Raw genomic sequence first — 17,600 nt, forward strand, 5'->3', positions numbered from 1 at the left:
TGCGGGTGGTCGGAGCGGTGCTGTGTATCAGGTGTGTGAAACTCTGTGAACAAGGTTGCGCGGGTGGACTCGGCTGTTTGGCTTCTCTGCCTCGCCATACGCCGGGACAGTCTCGGTGAACGGATTTCGCCTCTTGTTCACGAACGTTCAGCCTGATAGAACACGGGGTGGGCGCGTCGTGCTTCGCGGCCCGCTTCGCCGTTCGACCCGCTACCTGAACGCACAGCTACCTGAATGCAAGGTCACCCTCGCCGTTCACGACGGAGGTCTTCTCCCATGGCTGGTACCTCTCCGCGGGGCGATTCCGCCTCGCCCGCCCTCTCCCGCCGGTCGGTGCTCCAGTTCGGGGGCATCGGCGCGTTCCTGTTCGCCACCGGCGCCTGTGCCTCAGGATCGGGCACCGACGGCTCCGACGACGCCTCCCCGGGCACCTCCGCCGACACCCTGCGTATCGCCGTCTCCAGCTACCTGAGCAGCTGGGACCAGGACTTCGTCGGCTTCGACCCGGTCGCGCTCATGCTGTACAAGAACGTCTTCCCGTACATGATCGACTACGGGGTCACCGAGGTCGACGGCTCCCGGATCCTCGACACCGAGAACGTCATGGCGACCTTCGCCGAGTCGTTCGAGCCGAACGCCGACCAGACCGTCTGGACCCTCAAGCTGCGTCAGGGCGTAACCTTCGCCAGCGGCAACGAGATGACCGCCGCCGACGTCAAGTGGTCCAAGGACCGGGCGTTCGCCGCCCAGGCCAACGTCGCCGGCATCTACCGGACCATCGGCCTGACCGAGCCGGACCAGGTCACCGTGGTCGACGACTACACCGTGCAGTTCACCCAGGCGTTCCCCAGCGCGCTGACCCGGCAGATCCAGGCGATCTCGCTGTACGTCTTCGACTCCGAGGAAGCGAAGAAGCACGCCACCGACGCCGACCCGTGGGCCACCGAGTGGTTCACCAACAACGCCCCGACCGGCGGCTACTTCAACGTCGAGCGGGCCGTGCAGGGCCAGGAGATCGTGCTGACCGCCAACGAGGGCTACCCGGGCCCCGACCCGGCGCAGACCACGACCATCCGGATCTCGGTGGTCCCGGCCGCCGCCAACCAGCGGCTCCAGCTGGAAGCCGGCGACATCGACGTGGCGCTGGGCATCGGCCAGCGTGACATCGCCGATCTGAAGAACACCGACGGCGTCAAGGTCATCTCCGCGGCCAGCAACGAGCAGGTCGCCATCCAGATGTCGGTGACCACCGCGCCGTTCGACAACGTCGACGTTCGCAAGGCCCTCGCCCACGCGGTGCCGTACGACCAGATCATCAACAACGTGTACGGCGGCGACGCCCGCCCGACGAAGAGCCTGGTGCCGCTGGACATGCCCGGCTACGACGAGCGCGGCTACCCGTACGGCTACGACCCGGACGCCGCCCGCGCCGCGCTCGCCGCCGCCGGGGTCGACCAGATCAGCTCCGAGCTGGTCTACGCAACCGACAACGACACCCAGCAGCAGATTGCGGTCCTGGTGCAGAGCGAGGCCCGCAAGGTCGGCATCGAGCTGGAACTGGTCCCGCTGGACCCGGCCACCCTCGCCGAGCGGCGGCAGCAGAAGAACATCCCGCTGCAGATCACCGCCGGCCAGCTGTGGGTCAACGACGTCGAGTACATGCTGGCCACCAGCTTCGTCGAGGGTGCCAACCTCAACTACTCCAACTACGTCAACCCGGAGCTGGAGGAAATCTACGAGCGGTCGCACACCGTCGTCGACCCGGCCGAGCGCAACGAACTCTGGCTGCGGGTGCAGGAGATCCTCGCCGCCGACGTGCCCTGGGCGATCCTCTGCCAACCCAACTTCAACCTGCCGGTACGCGAGGACGTCGCCGGCTGGGTCCAGCCCATGGACGGACTGGCCCGGCTGCGCTACCTCCACGCCTCGGCCTGACCGACCCCGGCACCCACCCCTCATGCGCATCGCCCGTTTCGTCGCCCGCCGGCTGCTGCAGCTCGTACCGGTGCTGCTCGGCGTGATCGTCGCGACCTTCGTCCTGGTCCGGGTGCTCCCCGGGGACCCGATCCGGACCATCCTCGGCCCGAACGCCACCGAGGTCGAGGCCGCGGCGGCACGCGCCCGCTACGGGCTGGACCAGCCACTGTGGAAACAGTTTCTGGACTACCTGGGCGGGCTGCTCACCGGCGACCTCGGCACGTCGATCCAGAGCGGCAACGCGGTCGCCGGTGAGCTGGCCCTGCGAGTCGGTCCCACCCTGCAACTGGTGGTGCTGGCGGTCGCCGTGGCGGTGCTCATCGCCGTGGTCGGCGGCATCTGGTCGGCGCGCCGCGCCGACCGGGCAGCCGACCACGGCATCCGGGTGCTGGCGCTGATCGGCAACTCGGTGCCGGAGTTCTGGCTCGGCCTGGTGCTGGTGCTGGTCGGATACAGCATGCTCGGCTGGTTCCCGGCCCCCAGCGGCCGGGTCGCCCCGGACACCAACCTCACCCCGATCACCGGCGCCGAGCTGGTCGACGCCGCGCTGACCGCCAACGGACCGGCGTTCACCTCCGCGCTGGCCCACCTGGCGCTGCCGGTGGCCACCCTGGCGATCGTGGTGGTCGCTCCGCTGCTGCGCAGTGTGCGCGCCTCCGCGCTGGAGGTGCTGCACTCCGAGGCATACACCGCCGCCGCCGCGCACGGGTTGCGCGACCGGCTGCTGCGCCGCGGCTACCTGGTGCGCTCCGCCCTGGTTCGGCTGCCGTCGCTGGCAGCCCTGGTCTTCGGCACCGCGATCGGGTCGACCGTGCTGATCGAGTACGTCTACTCGTGGCAGGGCTTCGGCCAGTGGGCGCTGCGCGGGCTGCTCTACCGCGACTTCCCGGTGGTGCAGGCCTCCGTGCTGCTCATCGCGGTCTGCTACGTCCTCGTCTTCCTGATCGCCGACGTGGTGCACTCGATCCTCGACCCGAGAGTGAAGATCTGATGGTTGACCTGCGCGCGGCCGGCGGACCGGCGGACAGCGCCGACGCCGCCGCCCCGGTGGTGGCCACCGGCACCGCCCGGGGCGGCCGGTTCGCCACCGTCCTGATCTCCGTCGGCGCGACGATCCTCGCCGTGGTGGCGCTGGCCGCGATCGCCGCGCCGCTGCTGTCGTCCTGGGGCCCGCAGGAAATCGACCCGGCCGGCACCCTGCTGCCGCCCGACGGCAGCCACCCGCTCGGCACCGACATCAACGGGATGGACGTGTGGAGCCGGCTGCTGCACGCCGGCCGGCTCGACCTGGGCATCGCGGTCGCCGCGGTCGCCCTCGCCGTGCTCGCCGGCACCACCCTCGGCCTGGTCGCCGGCTACTTCGGCGGCTGGATCGACGACGTGCTGATGCGGCTACTCGACATCTTCCAGGCGTTTCCCACCTTCATCCTGGCCCTGGCGGTGGCCGCCCTGCTCGGCGGCGGCACGGTCAACCTGATCCTGACCATCGCCCTGGTCAACGCCCCCGGCTACGCCCGGCTGGTGCGGGCCGAGGTCCGCTCGGTACGCGAACTGCCGTTCATTGACGCCGCCGTCACCTCCGGCGCGTCGCACCTCGGCGTGCTCTGGCGGCACGTGCTGCCGAACAGCCTCACCCCGGTCCGGGTGATCGCCCCGCTGGGCTGCGGCTGGGCGATGCTCACCCTGGCCGGACTGTCCTTCCTCGGGCTGGGCATCTCGGTGCCGACCGCCGAATGGGGGTCGATGATCAGTCTCGGCTCACCGGACGTGGTCGCCGGCCGCTGGTGGACCTCGGTGCCGCCCGGCCTGTTCCTGCTGATCAGCGTGTTCGGCTTCAGCCTGCTCGGCGAAGGGCTGCAGGAACGCGCGGAAGCGAAACGGCGGTGACCGCGATGGACCCGACGACGATCACCCGGGACCTGCTCGCCATCGAGAACCTGTCGGTGCTGATCCGCCGGCCCGGTCGGCAGGTCGCCGCGCTCAGCGGGGTCGGCCTGCACGTCGACCGGGGCGAGGTGGTCGGCCTGGTCGGCGAGAGCGGCGGCGGCAAGTCCATGGTGGCCCGCTCGATCGTCGGCCTGCTGCCCGGCGGCGCGCAGGCCACCGGCCGGGTCCGCTTCCACGGCGGCGACGTCAGCAGTGACGCCACCGCCGACCCCGGCGGCGGGCCGGGGGACGGTGCCGGCAACACCGGCGGCCCGGTCGACGTGCTGCGGCTCGACCCGGAGCAGCTGCGCCGCCACCGCGGCCACGGCGCGGCGATCTGTTTCCAGAACCCGCGCGGCGCGCTCAGCCCCACCCGTACCGTCGGTCGGCAGTTGACCGACCGGCTCACCACCCATCAGGGGATGACCCGGCAGCAGGCCCGCCAGACGGCCCGGGAACTGTTCGCGGCGGTCGGTATCCGCAGCCCGCAGCGGCGGCTCGACGCGTACCCGCACGAACTGTCCGGCGGGATGGCGCAGCGGGTGATGATCTCCCTGGCCACCGGCTGCGCGCCCGGCCTGCTGATCGCCGACGAACCGACCACCGGCCTGGACGTCACCCTGGCCCGGGAGATCCTCCGCCAGTTCCGCCACGCGGCCGACGCCGACCGGCGCGGGGTGCTGCTCATCTCGCACGACCTGGCCTCGATCGCCGAGGTCTGCGACCGGGTGGTGGTGCTCTACGCCGGCACCGTCGTGGAGAGCGGGCCGGCGGCGCAGGTGCTGCGGGCCCCGGCCCACCCGTACACCCGGGCGCTGCTCGCCTCGGTGCCCGACGTGGACGGCCGCCCGGTCCGGGCCACCGGCGGCGGGATGCCGCTGCTGACCGCCCCGCCCGGCGACTGCCCGTTCGTCTCCCGGTGCGCGCATGCCACCGACCGCTGCGCCGCGCAGCGTCCGCCGACCGGCGCCGTGCCGGCAGCAGCGTCGGACCGCGTCGCGTCGGACCGTACTGCCGTCGGCGGTACGGCCGGTTGGACGCTGGCCTGCTTCCACCCGCAGACCGGGCCGTTGGTCACCGATCCGGCCGTCGTCGACACGTCGGTGGGCACCGCGTCGCCTGGCACCGCACCGCGGGTCGACGCCGAGCGGGCCGGTGCCGCCGAGCGGACGGTGCTGCGCATCGACGACGCGCATATGGTCTACCGCAGCCGGTTCGGCCGCGGCGGGCACCACGCGCTGCGCGGCGTCGACCTGACCGTCGCCGCCGGCGAAACCCTCGGCGTGGTCGGGGAGAGCGGCTGCGGCAAGTCGACCCTGGCCAAGCTGATCCTCGGGCTGGTCGAGCCGGCCAGCGGCACCGTGGAAATCGGTGGCGCCCGGATGGCCGAGCTGCGCGGCCGGGCGCTGCGCACCCTGCGGACCCGCGCCCAGATGGTGTTCCAGGATCCGTTCGGCGCGCTCAGCCCGCGCCGCACCGTCGCGGACGCCATCGCCGAACCGCTGCGCGCGCTCGGCGTACCGGCGCCGCAGCGGGCCGAACGGGTCGGTGCCGCGCTGGACCGGATGGAGCTGGACCGGTCGATCCTCGCCCGCCGCCCGCATGAACTTTCCGGCGGGCAGGCGCAGCGGGTCGGCATCGCCCGTGCCCTGGTCGGCGACCCCGACCTGATCGTCTTCGACGAGCCGACGTCGGCGCTGGACGTCACCGTGCAGGCGCAGATCCTCGAAGTGATCCGCGACGTCGCCGCCGACCGGGACCGGGGCAGCGTGTTCATCTCCCACGACCTGGCCACGGTACGCGGCTTCGCCGACCGGGTGATCGTGCTCTACCTGGGCCGGATCGTCGAGGAAGGACCGGTCGACGAAGTCTTCACCAGCCCGGCGCACCCGTACACCCGGGCGTTGCTGTCCAGCGCGCCGAGTCTCGGCGCCGGGTTCGGCGGCGGCCGGGTCGACCTGCTCAAGGACCTCGACGAGACCGACGCCGCCGCCGGCTGTCCGCTCGCCGCCCGCTGCCCGTTCGTCACCGGCCGGTGCCGCACAGAGGAACAGCAGCTGCTGCCGTACGGGCGCAGCCGGGCGGCCTGCTGGCGGGCCCCGGAGATCCCCGACCTGCTGACCGCATCCGAAAGGTGACCTGAGACGATGCCCGCACCGCACATCCGGCTCGCCGTCGACATCGGCGGCACCTTCGTCGACGCGATGGAGCTGGACACCCGTACCAACCAGGTCCGGTTCCGTAAGGCGTCGACCACCCCGGCCCGCCCCTGGGAGGGGGTGCTCGACGCGGTGACCGCGCTCGGCACCGACCTGTCCGAGGTGGAGCTGTTCATCCACGGCACCACGTTGGGGCTCAACGCCGTGCTGGAGCGCCGGGGCGGGGCCACCGGCATCATCACCAACGAGGGCTTCCGGGACGTCTTCCTGCTCGGCCGGGGCAATGTGCCCGCCGACCACATGTACGACTTCCAGTACGAGCGGCCGGAGAGCCTGGTCAAACGGCGGTACACCGCCGGGGTGACCGGCCGGCTGGACTACCAGGGTCGGGTGGTGACCGAACTCGACCCGGACAGTGTCCGGGCGGCCGCCCGCACCCTGGTCGAGGAGCACGGGGTCGGGTCGATCGCGGTCTGCTTCCTGCACTCGTTCATCGACCCCAGCCACGAACGCGCCGCCGCCGCGCTCATCCGCGAGGCGTACCCGCAGGTCAGCGTCTCGGTGTCGACGGACATCGTGCGCGAGCACCGCGAGTACGAGCGGACCAGCACCACCGTGCTGGAGGCGTACATCCGGCCGATCTTCGAACGCTACGTCGACGAACTGGAGTCCGGGCTGGCCGACCGGGGCTTCACCGGCCGGTTCCTGATCATGCGTTCCGGCGGCGGGTCGATGACCTCGACGACGGCCAAGAAGTCGCCGACGCACACCGTGCTGTCCGGCCCGGCCGGCGGCATCGTCGGCGCCGCCTACCTGGCTGGCGCGCTGGGCCGGGACAACCTGCTCACCTTCGACATCGGCGGGACGTCGCTGGACGCCTGCGTGATCGAGGCGGGCAGCCCGGTCGCCGCGTACGAGGCGCAGCTGGAGCACTTCCCGCTGCTGATCCCGACGTACGACATCCGCACCATCGGCGCCGGCGGTGGCTCCATCGCCTGGCTGGACCGAGGGCTGCTGAAGGTGGGGCCGCAGAGCGCCGGCGCCGATCCGGGGCCGGTTTGCTACGGCCGGGGCGGGCAGCGGCCGACCGTCACCGACGCCTCGGTGGTGCTCGGCTACGTCGACCCGGACCGGTTCCTCGCTGGCACCATGGGGTTGCAGGCCAAGGCGGCGCAGGCGGCGCTCGACGAGCAGATCGCCACCCCGCTGGGGCTGAGCCCGACCGCCGCCGCGGCCGGCGTCTACGACGTGCTGCTGGCCCGCACCGTCGGCGCGGTCCGGCAGATCACCGTGGAACGCGGCCACGACCCCCGGGTCTTCTCGCTGCTCGCCTTCGGTGGCGCCGGCCCGCTGCTGGCCCCGCTGCTGGCCCGCGAAATGGGCATCCGGGAGGTGGTGGTGCCGTTCGCCCCGTCCGGCTTCTCCGCCTGGGGGATGCTGTCGGCCGACATCGTCGACGACTTCTCCCGGACGGTGCTGGCCACCCTGGACGCCGACGCGCCGGAGGGCAGCGTCGACCTGGCCGCGTTGGAGGCGATGTTCGTCGAGGTCGAGGCGGAGGCGGTCGGCTCCCTGGTGGAGCAGGGCGTCGACGCCGGCTCGGCGGTGCTGGAACGCCAGCTGGAGCTGCGCTACCTCGGCCAGGAACACACCCTGATCGTCACCGTCGGCGCCGAGCTGGACCGCGACGCGGTCCGGGCCGCGTTCGAGGAGTTGCACCGCACCCGGTACGGCCACGCGATGAGCAACCGGCTGCAGATCCTCAACCTGCGGGTGCGCGGCATCGGCCGGACCACCCGCCCGGAGCTGGTCCGCCCGCCGGCCGGCGACGGCGACCCGACCCGGGCGCTGCTCGGCCGCCGCGACGCCTTCGACTTCGGCACCCGCGAGGTGGCGTCGTTCGCCGTCTACGACCGGGCGAAGCTGGCGCCGGGGGACCGGTTCGCCGGGCCGGCCCTGGTCGACGAGGGCACCTCCACCACGGTGGTGCCCAGCGGGCAGCACGTCGAGGTCGACCCGCACGGCTACCTGCTGGTGACCCTGGAGGAGGCGAAGTGACCACGCTGGACGGAGCCACCGCCGAGGTGGTGCGCAGCTACCTGATCTCCGCCGCCGAGGAGATGCGGGCCACGTTGATCCGTACCTCGTTCAACCCGGTGATCTACGAGGTGCACGACTTCGGCATGTCGATGTACGACGCCGACCTGCGGCTGATCGCCGAGGCGACCGGGTTGACGTTCTTCCTCGGCGCCAACGACTTCTCGCTCGCCAAGGGCGTCGAGTACGTCGGCCGGGAGAACCTGCACCGCGGCGACATCGTGCTGCTCAACTACCCGTACTGGAACGCGGCGCACGCCTCGGACGCCACCCTGTTCGCCCCGGTGTTCATGCCGGACCCGGCCGACGCCGACCCGGACGCCGACGGCGACCTGGTCGGGTTCCTCTGCGTCCGGGCGCACTGGATGGACCTGGGCGCGAAGGACCCGGGCTACGTGCTCGACTCCACCGACATGCACCAGGAAGGGCTGATCTTTCCTGGCACCAAGGTGGTCTCCCGGGGCGAGCCGGTGCCCGAGATCATCGAGCTGATCCGCTTCAACTCGCGGATGCCGGCCGAGGTCCTCGGTGACCTGCACGCCCAGATCGCCGCGCTGCGTACCGGTGAGCGGCGGTTGCTGGAGATCCTGGCCAAGTTCGGCCGGCCCACGGTGGCCGCCGCCGTCGACGCGATCATCGCCGACGGCGAGGCCCGCAGCCGGGCCGCCCTCGCCGCCCTGCCGCAGGGCTCGTGGACCGCCACCGACTGGGTCGACGACGACGGCATCACCGAGGATCCGGTGAAGATGCAGGTCACCGTCACCATCGCCGACGGCACCTTCACCGTCGACTTCGCCGGCTCGTCACCGGCGGTGCCCGGCCCGATCAACATGCCGTACGGGGCCACCGAGGCGATCTGCAAGGTGATCCTCAAGTCGTTGACCTCACCGGACCAGCCGTCGAACGCCGGCACCATCGCGCCGCTGCGGGTCAGGGCCGAGCCGGGCAGCCTGTTCCACGCCGTCTACCCGCAGCCGACGTTCACCCTGTGGACCGGCATCGTCGCCGTCGAGCTGATCCTCAAGGCACTCGCCCAGGGCATGCCGGACCGGCTGCCGGCCTCGTCCGGCGGCGACGTGCCCGGGTTCATGATGGTCGGCATCCACCCGGACACCGGCCAGCTCTTCGCGGTCAGCAACAACGACCCGGTCGGCTGGGGCGGCACCCGGGAGCACGACGGGATGAACGCCGCCACCCACGTCTCCGGCAGCACCGGCCGGATGACCCCGATCGAGGTGCTCGAGGCCCGGACCGGGATGTTCTTCGAACGGTTCGAGATGCGCACCGACTCCGGCGGCGCCGGCCGGCACCGGGGCGGCGTGGGGCTGCGGCGCGACATCCGGTTCGTCACCCCGGGCGAGTTCCTGTCGGTGATCAAGAAGACGAAGTCGGCGCCGTGGGCGCTCGACGGTGGCGGGCAGCCGGACCCGAACCAGGTGATCGTGCACCCGGGCACCGACCGGGAACGCCGGGTCAGCACGAAACGGACACCGGTGGTGCCCGGTGACCGGGTCACCCTGCTCACCGCCGGTGGCGGCGGGCACGGCGACCCGCGCCGGCGCGACCCGGCGGCGGTCCGCGAAGACGTCGCCGAAGGCTACGTGTCACCGGCCGCCGCCCGCGAGGTGTACGGGGTCGAGGTCGATGACTGACAATGCCACTGTGGATGGCGCGGCGACCGAGGTGGTGCGTAGCTACCTGGTGGCCGCCGCCGAGGAGATGCGCTCCGCGCTGGTACGCACCGCGTTCAACCCGGTCATCTACGAGGTGTACGACTTCGGCATCTCCATCTACGACGCCCGGCTGCGGCTGGTCGCCGAGTCGACCGGGCTGAGCCGGTTCCTCGGCGCCAACGACTACTCGATCCGCAAGGGCGTCGAGTACGTCGGCCGGGAGAACCTGCACCCCGGTGACGTGGTGCTGCTGAACTACCCGTACTGGAACGCGGCGCACGCCTACGACGCCACCCTGTTCGCCCCGGTCTTCCTGCCGGAGCCGGCCGGTGCCGGCGGCGACGGGCCGGCCGGGGACGGCACGCTGATCGGGTTCCTGTGCGTGCGGGCGCACTGGATGGACCTGGGCGCGAAGGACCCGGGCTACGTGCTCGACTCCACCGACATGCACCAGGAAGGCGTCATCTTCCCCGGCACCAAGGTGTTCCGCCGGGGCGAGCCGGTGCCCGAGATCATCGAGCTGATCCGCTTCAACTCGCGGATGCCGGAACTGGTCATCGGCGACCTGCACGCCCAGGTCGCGGCGCTGCGCACCGGTGAGCGCCGGCTGATCGAGCTGGTCGAACGGTTCGGCCCGGCCACCGTGACCACGGTCGTCGACACCGCGATCGCCGCCGCGCAGGCATCCACCGCCGACGCGATCGCCGCGCTGCCGCAGGGCTGCTGGACCGCCGTCGACTGGCTCGACGACGACGGCATCACCGACGAGCCGATCAAGATGCAGGTCACCGTCACCATCGCCGACGGCACCTGCACGGTGGACTTCACCGGATCGTCACCCGCCGTCGCCGGACCGGTGAACCTGCCGTACGGATCGACCATCGCCACCGCCCGGGTCGCGTTCAAGGCGCTCACCACCCCGACCGAGCAGACCAACGCCGGGCACTTCACCGCGCTGCGGGTGGTCGCCGAACCAGGCAGCCTGTTTCACGCCGTCTACCCGGCCGCCACGTTCACCCAGTGGACCGGCACGGTGGCGATGGAGCTGATCTACCGGGCGTTGGCCCAGGGCATGCCGGACCGGCTGGCCGCCTCGTCCGGTGGCGACGTGCCCGGGTTCATGATGGTCGGCACCCACCCCGACACCGGGCAGCTCTACGCGGTCAGCAACAACGACCCGGTCGGCTGGGGTGCCTCGCCCGACCACGACGGCATCGGCCCGGCCAACCACCTGTGCCAGACCCAGGCCCGCAACACCCCGGTCGAGGTGCTCGAAGCCCGGACCGGGATGTTCTTCGAACGGCTGGAGATCCGCACCGATTCCGGCGGCGCCGGCCGGCACCGGGGCGGACCCGGGCTGCGCCGCGACATCCGGTTCACCACCGCCGGCGAGTTCCTGTCCGTGGTGAAGAAGACCAGGTCGGCGCCGTGGGCGCTGGACGGTGGCGGGCAGCCGGACCCGATCCAGGTGGTCGTGCACCCCGGCACCGACCGGGAACGACGGGTCAGCACGAAACGCACGCCGGTCGCCCCCGGTGACCGGGTCACCCTGCTCACCGCCGGTGGCGGCGGGCACGGCGACCCGCGCGACCGCGACCCCGAGGCGGTTCGCGAAGACGTCGCCGAAGGCTACGTGTCACCGGCGGCCGCCCGCGACGTCTACGGCGTACCCGTCCCCGCACCCGCAGAAAGGCCCGCGATGACCAATCCCGCTGACCGGACGCCGGCATGAGCGCCGCCACCCACCGCGAACCGGTCGACACCGTGCTGACCAACTGCACCGTCGTCGACGCCCGCGTCCTCGACGGCGTCGGCCCGGTCACCGACGCCGCCGTCTGGGTACGCGGCGACCGGATCGCCGCCGTTGGCCCGGCCGCCGAGGTGACCGCCGCCGCCCGCGCCGAGGCCGACGTCACCGAGGTTGACCTCGGCGGTGCGTACCTTACGCCCGGGCTGACCAACATGCACACCCACCTGTCGCTGTCGCTGCCCGGTGCCGGCGGGCAGAGCGTCAAGGACCTGACCCCGCACGAGCTGGCTCTCTACATGGCCGACGGGGCCCGGCGCACCCTGCTCTGCGGGGTGACCACGGTTCGCTGCGTGGCTGAGAAGGACCATGCCGACTTCGCGCTGCGCCGGGCGATCACCGCCGGCCGGGTCACCGGGCCACGGATCTTCACCGCCGGCCGGGCGCTGGTCTGCACCGGCGGGCACGGCCACGAGAGCACCGACACCCTGGAATGCGACGGGGCCGACGGGTTCCGGCGCGGCGTGCGCAGCCAGATCAGGGCCGGCGCCGACCTGATCAAGGTGATGATCTCCGGCGGGATCGCCGGCGAACACGAGTCGATCCACACCCGGCAGCTGTTCCCGGACGAGATGGCCGCCGTCATCGACACCGCGCACGCCTGGGGCCGCAAGGTCACCGCGCACGCCGGCCCGGCACCGGTCATCGGTGAAGCTGTCGAGCTGGGCCTGGACTGCGTCGAACACGGCTACCAGCTCACCGAGGAGGTGGCCGCGCGGATGGCGCGGCGCGGAACCGCCCTGGTACCGACCCTGCTGGTCACCCGGTGCAAGGAGTTCTTCGACGAACTCGGCGTACCGCAGTGGATGCAGTGCCGGTCGCTCGGTGCCGGACCCCAGCACCTGGAGAGCTACGCGATGGCCCTGGCCGCCGGGGTGGAGGTACTGCTCGGCAGCGACATGCCGCCGTTCTGGTCCTTCGAGGGCACCAACGCCTCGGTGCGGGAGCTGGAGTACCTGTCGGAGAGCGGCATCGGCCCGGCCCGCGCCCTGTACGCCGGCACTCTCGGCCCGGTCCGCTGGCTCGGCGCCGAGGCCGACCTCGGCACCGTCGAGACCGGCAAGTACGCCGACCTGGTGGCGATGGACGCCGACCCGGTCGCCGACACGTCGGCGTTCCGGGGCGTGCGCTGGGTGATGTCCGGCGGCCGGGTGGTCCGCGACGACCGCGCCGGCTGGACCGCCTGGTGAACGACGTGAGGAGCAGAATGTCCGAGCAGGAGACCGCCGAGATCGCGGCCGCGATCGGCGACATGTACGACGCGTTCCTCGCCGGCGACAGGGTCCGCTTCGACCGGCACCTGCACGCCGACGTGACCACCTGGGAGACCCATCTGCCCGGCCCGCTGCGCACCCGCGACCAGCTGGACGCCTACCGGGAGCGGCGCGACGCCGCCGGGGCCCGGCCGGTGCTGGACCGGCTGGCCCCCGAGGACCTGCGGATCGACGTGTGGGGCGACGCCGCGGTGGCCCGCTACGTGCTGGTCGCGGTGCCGGCCGGCGGCGGCCCGGCCGAACACAGCCGGGTCACCGACGTGCTGCGCCGCACCGGCGACGGCTGGCGGATCGTGCACCACCACTCCGAACTGGTCCGCCACCCGGCGGGACCGGCCCGCGAACCGGCGCTCGAACCGGCCGGCGGCCCGGCATGAGACGCCTCGTCGCCACCGGGTACGGCGAACCCGACCAGGTGCTCACCGTCGCCGACCTGCCCGAGGATCCACCACCCGGCCCCGGCCAGGTCCGGATCGCCGTCGCCACGGTCGGGCTGAACTTCCTCGACGTGATGCTCTGCCGGGGCAGCTACCCGGTCCGCCCGGCGCCGCCGTTCACCCCCGGCGTCGAACTGGCCGGCCGGGTCGTGGCCACCGGCACCGGTGCCGAAGCGCTCGCCGACACCGACGTGGTGGCCTGCCCGGCGCTGCCGCACGGGGCGCTCGGTGAGACCGTCACCATCGACGCGGCGCTCGCCGTACCGCGTCCGGCGGGCATCGACCCGGTCGTCGCCGCCGCCGTCCCGGTCACCTACCAGACCGCCTGGTTCGCGCTGGACCGCGCCGTGGTCCAACCTGGTGAGACGGTGCTGGTGCACGCCGGAGCCGGTGGCGTCGGCATCGCCGCCACCCAGCTGGCCGCCGCCCGCGGTGCTCGGGTGATCTGCACCGCCGGCGGGCCGGCGAAGACCGCGCTGTGCCGCGACAACGGCGCCGACGTCGCCGTCGACTACCTGGCCGGCGACTTCGTCGCGGCGGTAAGCGACGCCACCGGCGGTGCCGGCGCGGACGTGATCGTCGACCCGGTCGGCGGGGACGTGTTCACCCGGTCACTGGACTGCCTGGCGTTCGAGGGCCGGCTCGTCGCGGTCGGTGCGGCCGGCGGCAACCCGCCACCGGTGGACCCGATGCGGCTGATCGCCGGCAACCACACTCTGATCGGGCTCTCCTGGGGCTCGACGTACCCGTGGACCCGGCCGGACGCGGTCGCCCAGGCGTACCAGCGGATCTTCGATCTGATCGCGGCCGGCGCGGTCCGGCCCCCGGTGAACCGGGTCGTCGACCTGGCCGGCACCCCGGCCGCGCTCGCCGACCTGGCCGACCGGCGTACCACCGGAAAGATCATCGTCCGGATCGACCCGAGGGAGCAGTCATGAGCGATCAGAATGTCGGCACCGACGGCGGCGACCTGACCGACGGCGGCGACATGGAGGTCTACGACCTGCGGGTCAGCGTGGACCGGATCACCGGCCGGTCGGTCTGCGGGATGGCCGTCGGCGACCACTTCGACCTCACCGACAGCGCACACCTGAAGATCCCGGAAGGGAAACACTTCTGCGTGTACGCGCTCGCGTCGGTACTGCCGTTCCTGGCCGCCAAGCAGCGCGACATGCCGCCGGGGGACTGGCTGGAACGCGACACCCTGTTCGCCTGCCCGGACCCGGAGGAGGGCCTGGTCATGCGGGTCGAACGGACCTGCAAGCGGCGGATGAACTCGGCCGACCTGACCTGAATCATCGGAGGTTCGCGTGGCTGTGGAAATTGGACTCGGCCTGCAGAGCGACAAACGCGCCGGCGACTACGCCCGGCTGGCCCGTGCTGCCGAGGCGCACGGCTTCGACGTGCTGAGCGTCTTCGGTGACCTGATGTACCAGCCGCCGATCTTCCCGCTGCTGGAGATGGCCGCCGCCACCGATCGGGTCCGGCTCGGCACCGCCTGCCTCAACCCGTACTCGATGGCGCCGTACGAGATCGCCGGCCAGCTCGCCGCGCTCGACCTGGCCTCGCACGGGCGGGCCTATTTGGGGCTGGCCCGCGGCACCTGGCTCGGCGCGGTCGGCATCGAGCAGCCGCGCCCGCTGACCGTGCTCGCCGAGGCCGCCGAGGTGATCCGCCGGTTGCTGCGCGGCGACCGGTCCGGGTTCGACGGCAAGGTGTTCCGGCTGGCCCCGGACACCGCCCTGCGGTACGCGGTGCACCGCCCGGACCCGCCGCTGCTGCTCGGCGCGTGGGGGCCACGGGGTGCCGCGCTCGCCGGCCGGATCGCCGACGAGATCAAGGTCGGCGGCAGCGCCAACCCGGACATGGTGCCGGTGATCCGCGACCGGCTGCGTCCCGGCGCCGACGCCGCCGGTCGGTCCGTCGACGACGTCGGCATCGTGTTCGGCGCGGTGACCGTGGTGGACACCGACGGCGCGGCGGCCCGGGCGAAGGCCCGCACCGAGGTGGCGATGTACCTGGCGGTGGTCGCCGACCTGGATCCGACCGTCACCGTGCCGGACGAGCTGCTGGCGCAGGTCAAGTCGCTGGTGGCGGCCGGACGCGACGTCGACGCCGGCCGGCTGGTGCCCGACGACCTGCTGGACCGGTTCGCCTTCTCCGGCACCCCAGAGCAGGTCGCCGCCCAGGCGCAGGCGCTGATCGACGCCGGGGTGCGTCGGGTCGAGTTCGGCACCCCGCACGGGCTCACCGACGACCGTGGCGTGGAGCTGCTCGGCAGCGCGGTGCTGCCGCTGCTACGTAGGGAGGTTTCCCGATGACAGTCGACGGTGTACTCGTCGTCGCCGGCCCGGGGCTGACCGTCGACCCGGAACTGCTGCGGGGCCTGGTCGTCGCCGAAGCGGCCGGCCTCGGCGTGGTCGGGGACTTCGTGGTCGCCGCCGACGCCGACGAGGTTCGCGGCCTGCTCGACGGGGTCGGCAGCGTCGGCGGGCGCGCGGTGGTGCTGCTGCCCGGCCCGGACCCGGCGGTACGGGCGCTGCTGACCGCCGACGGCCGCTGGGCAGGCCGCACCGTCCACTACGACCCGCAGGTGACCGACCCGCAGCCGACCGGTCCTGGCTCGGTCCACCTGTCCGGCCGGGGAGTGTGGGGGCTGGCCTGGGCGATCCGGCACGCCGTGCACCGGCTGCGCCGCCCGGCGCGACGGATCGCGTACGGCCCGGACCCGGAGCAGTGGGGCGAGTTGCGGCTACCGGCCGATGCGCCTGGTGTGTCCGCCGGGCCGCTGCCGGTGGCGGTGCTGCTGCACGGCGGCTTCTGGCGGTCGATCTGGGCGGCGGACCTGATGGACGCGCTCGCCGTCGACCTGGCCGACCGGGGTTACGCGGCGTGGAACCTGGAGTACCGCCGGCCGGACCGGCACGGCTGGCCGGCCACCACCGCCGACGTGGCGACCGGTCTGGCGGTGCTGGCCAACCTGCCGGAGCTGACCGGTGGCGCGGTGCCGGACGGTCTGCTCGACCTGGACCGGGTCGCGGTGTTCGGCCACTCCGCCGGCGGGCAGTTGGCGCTGCGGCTGGCCGCCGACGGCGGTCCGGTGCCGGTGGCGTTGGCGGTCTCCCTGGCCGGGGTGCTGGACCTGGCCGAAGGGGACCGGCGGCAGGTCGGCACCGGCGCGGTAGCCGCCGCGCTCGGCGGTGACCGCGACACCGTGCCGCAGGTGTACGCCGCCTCGGATCCGATGGCCCGGCTGCCGGTCGGGGTGCCACAGCTGATCGTCCAGGGTGCCGGCGACGACCTGGACCTGATCGACTTCAACCGCCGGTACGTGGCGGCGGCGCGGGCCGCCGGTGAAGACCCGGGCTGGCTGGAGCAGCCGGGCGACCACTTCTCGGTGATCGACCCGGCCGCGCCGATCTGGCAGGCGACGATGACGCAGGTGGACCGCTTCCTGGACCGGGTCCCGGGCCGGTGACGGGCCGGACCCGGTCAACCGGCCCGAAATTATTACGTGTCAGTGAACATGTTGCCCACTAGTGGGCAGTGCGGCGGTCAGAACAGCCGTGGGGTGACCACCGACACGACGGTGGTCACCTGGTCGGTGTCGTTGTACAACCGGTGCGGGGTGCTGGACCGCAGGTGCAGGCTGTCGCCCGGGTAGAGCCGGTGCTCCACCCCGTCGACCTCGTACAGCAGCTCGCCGCTGACCACGTAGGCGAACTCCTCGCCGAAGTGCCCGTACGCCTCCTCGCGACGCCCGCCCGGCGCGATGTGCACCAGCATCGGCTCCAGCACCAGGTTGGGGCCACGGTCGGAGAGCATCCGGTAGGTCTGCTGACCGGAGACGTACTCGGTGGCGCCGTTGTCGGCCCGGGTGAGGGTGAAGTGCACCGGCAGGCTGCCCTGCGGGTCCTCGGCGGTTTCGGTCGGCTCCGCGCTGAAGAACTCGGCGACCGGCCGGTCCAGGGCGGCGGCGACGCTGTTGAGCGCGGTCAGCCCGATCGACGAGACACCCCGCTCGACCTGGGACAGGAACCCGATCGACAGGTTCGCGCGGCTGGCCAGACCGCGCAGGGTCAGCCCCTGCTCCTTGCGGAACTGGCGCATCCGGGCGCCGACCAGATCCTGGCGTGCGTCGCCGTCGGCGACGACGCGATCAGACCTGCGCACCGGACCTCCCGTGACCCCCGCGCGGACCGCCCGCCGGGCCGCGCCGATTCTTGTTCAATGGTATCGAACTAACTGCC

Annotated in this window: 14 protein-coding genes; 13 read left to right on the top strand and 1 reads right to left on the bottom strand. The window is 72.5% G+C overall.

What is annotated here, in order from left to right:
- Positions 1-276 precede the first annotated feature (276 nt).
- The 13 genes from ACFHWS_RS12965 to ACFHWS_RS13025 are packed head-to-tail and all read left to right on the top strand — an operon-like array spanning position 277 to position 16,828.
- Positions 277-1,935 carry an ABC transporter substrate-binding protein gene (locus ACFHWS_RS12965; RefSeq protein ID WP_416554293.1) on the top strand — a complete coding sequence of 553 codons (1,659 nt, stop codon included), beginning with the start codon at positions 277-279 and terminating at the stop codon, positions 1,933-1,935.
- Positions 1,936-1,957: 22 nt separating this feature from the next.
- Entirely contained in the window at positions 1,958-2,968 is a 1,011-nt protein-coding gene (locus ACFHWS_RS12970) for an ABC transporter permease (RefSeq protein WP_416554295.1), read from the top strand.
- Positions 2,968-3,864, top strand: coding sequence for an ABC transporter permease (locus tag ACFHWS_RS12975; RefSeq protein WP_416554297.1), 897 nt, complete (start codon positions 2,968-2,970; stop codon positions 3,862-3,864). Before ACFHWS_RS12970 ends, ACFHWS_RS12975 begins: the two co-directional genes overlap by 1 nt.
- 5 nt (positions 3,865-3,869) lie before the next feature.
- Positions 3,870-6,041, top strand: a complete 2,172-nt coding sequence (locus tag ACFHWS_RS12980) for a dipeptide ABC transporter ATP-binding protein (protein ID WP_416554299.1) — start codon at positions 3,870-3,872, stop codon at positions 6,039-6,041.
- Between the two features lie 9 nt (positions 6,042-6,050).
- Positions 6,051-8,120 carry a hydantoinase/oxoprolinase family protein gene (locus ACFHWS_RS12985; protein ID WP_416554301.1) on the top strand — a complete coding sequence of 690 codons (2,070 nt, stop codon included), beginning with the start codon at positions 6,051-6,053 and terminating at the stop codon, positions 8,118-8,120.
- Positions 8,117-9,811 (top strand): hydantoinase B/oxoprolinase family protein, encoded by a 1,695-nt coding sequence (locus tag ACFHWS_RS12990; RefSeq protein ID WP_416554303.1) that lies wholly within the window; start codon positions 8,117-8,119, stop codon positions 9,809-9,811. Before ACFHWS_RS12985 ends, ACFHWS_RS12990 begins: the two co-directional genes overlap by 4 nt.
- A complete protein-coding gene (locus tag ACFHWS_RS12995) occupies positions 9,804-11,564 on the top strand; it encodes a hydantoinase B/oxoprolinase family protein (RefSeq protein ID WP_416554305.1) in 1,761 nt (586 codons plus the stop codon). The genes ACFHWS_RS12990 and ACFHWS_RS12995 overlap by 8 nt, the downstream gene beginning before the upstream one ends.
- Positions 11,561-12,829: an amidohydrolase family protein gene (locus ACFHWS_RS13000; RefSeq protein WP_416568263.1), complete on the top strand. Its 1,269-nt coding sequence runs from the start codon at positions 11,561-11,563 to the stop codon at positions 12,827-12,829. Before ACFHWS_RS12995 ends, ACFHWS_RS13000 begins: the two co-directional genes overlap by 4 nt.
- 17 nt (positions 12,830-12,846) lie before the next feature.
- Positions 12,847-13,290 carry a YybH family protein gene (locus ACFHWS_RS13005; RefSeq protein WP_289212629.1) on the top strand — a complete coding sequence of 148 codons (444 nt, stop codon included), beginning with the start codon at positions 12,847-12,849 and terminating at the stop codon, positions 13,288-13,290.
- A complete protein-coding gene (locus ACFHWS_RS13010; RefSeq protein WP_416554309.1) occupies positions 13,287-14,288 on the top strand; it encodes an NADPH:quinone oxidoreductase family protein in 1,002 nt (333 codons plus the stop codon). The genes ACFHWS_RS13005 and ACFHWS_RS13010 overlap by 4 nt, the downstream gene beginning before the upstream one ends.
- Positions 14,285-14,644 carry a TIGR04076 family protein gene (locus tag ACFHWS_RS13015; RefSeq protein ID WP_416568264.1) on the top strand — a complete coding sequence of 120 codons (360 nt, stop codon included), beginning with the start codon at positions 14,285-14,287 and terminating at the stop codon, positions 14,642-14,644. The genes ACFHWS_RS13010 and ACFHWS_RS13015 overlap by 4 nt, the downstream gene beginning before the upstream one ends.
- Before the next feature lie 16 nt (positions 14,645-14,660).
- Entirely contained in the window at positions 14,661-15,671 is a 1,011-nt protein-coding gene (locus tag ACFHWS_RS13020) for an LLM class flavin-dependent oxidoreductase (protein WP_416554313.1), read from the top strand.
- Complete coding sequence (locus ACFHWS_RS13025) at positions 15,668-16,828, top strand: alpha/beta hydrolase fold domain-containing protein (RefSeq protein WP_416554315.1); 1,161 nt, start codon at positions 15,668-15,670, stop codon at positions 16,826-16,828. Before ACFHWS_RS13020 ends, ACFHWS_RS13025 begins: the two co-directional genes overlap by 4 nt.
- 77 nt (positions 16,829-16,905) lie before the next feature.
- On the opposite strand, the gene ACFHWS_RS13030 is transcribed toward ACFHWS_RS13025, so the two are convergent.
- Positions 16,906-17,523, bottom strand: coding sequence for a helix-turn-helix domain-containing protein (locus ACFHWS_RS13030; protein ID WP_233605752.1), 618 nt, complete (start codon positions 17,521-17,523; stop codon positions 16,906-16,908).
- Between the last annotated feature and the right edge of the window lie 77 nt (positions 17,524-17,600).

The sequence above is a fragment of the Micromonospora sp. LOL_013 genome, assembly GCF_048060315.1.
Taxonomy (GTDB): domain Bacteria; phylum Actinomycetota; class Actinomycetes; order Mycobacteriales; family Micromonosporaceae; genus Micromonospora_E.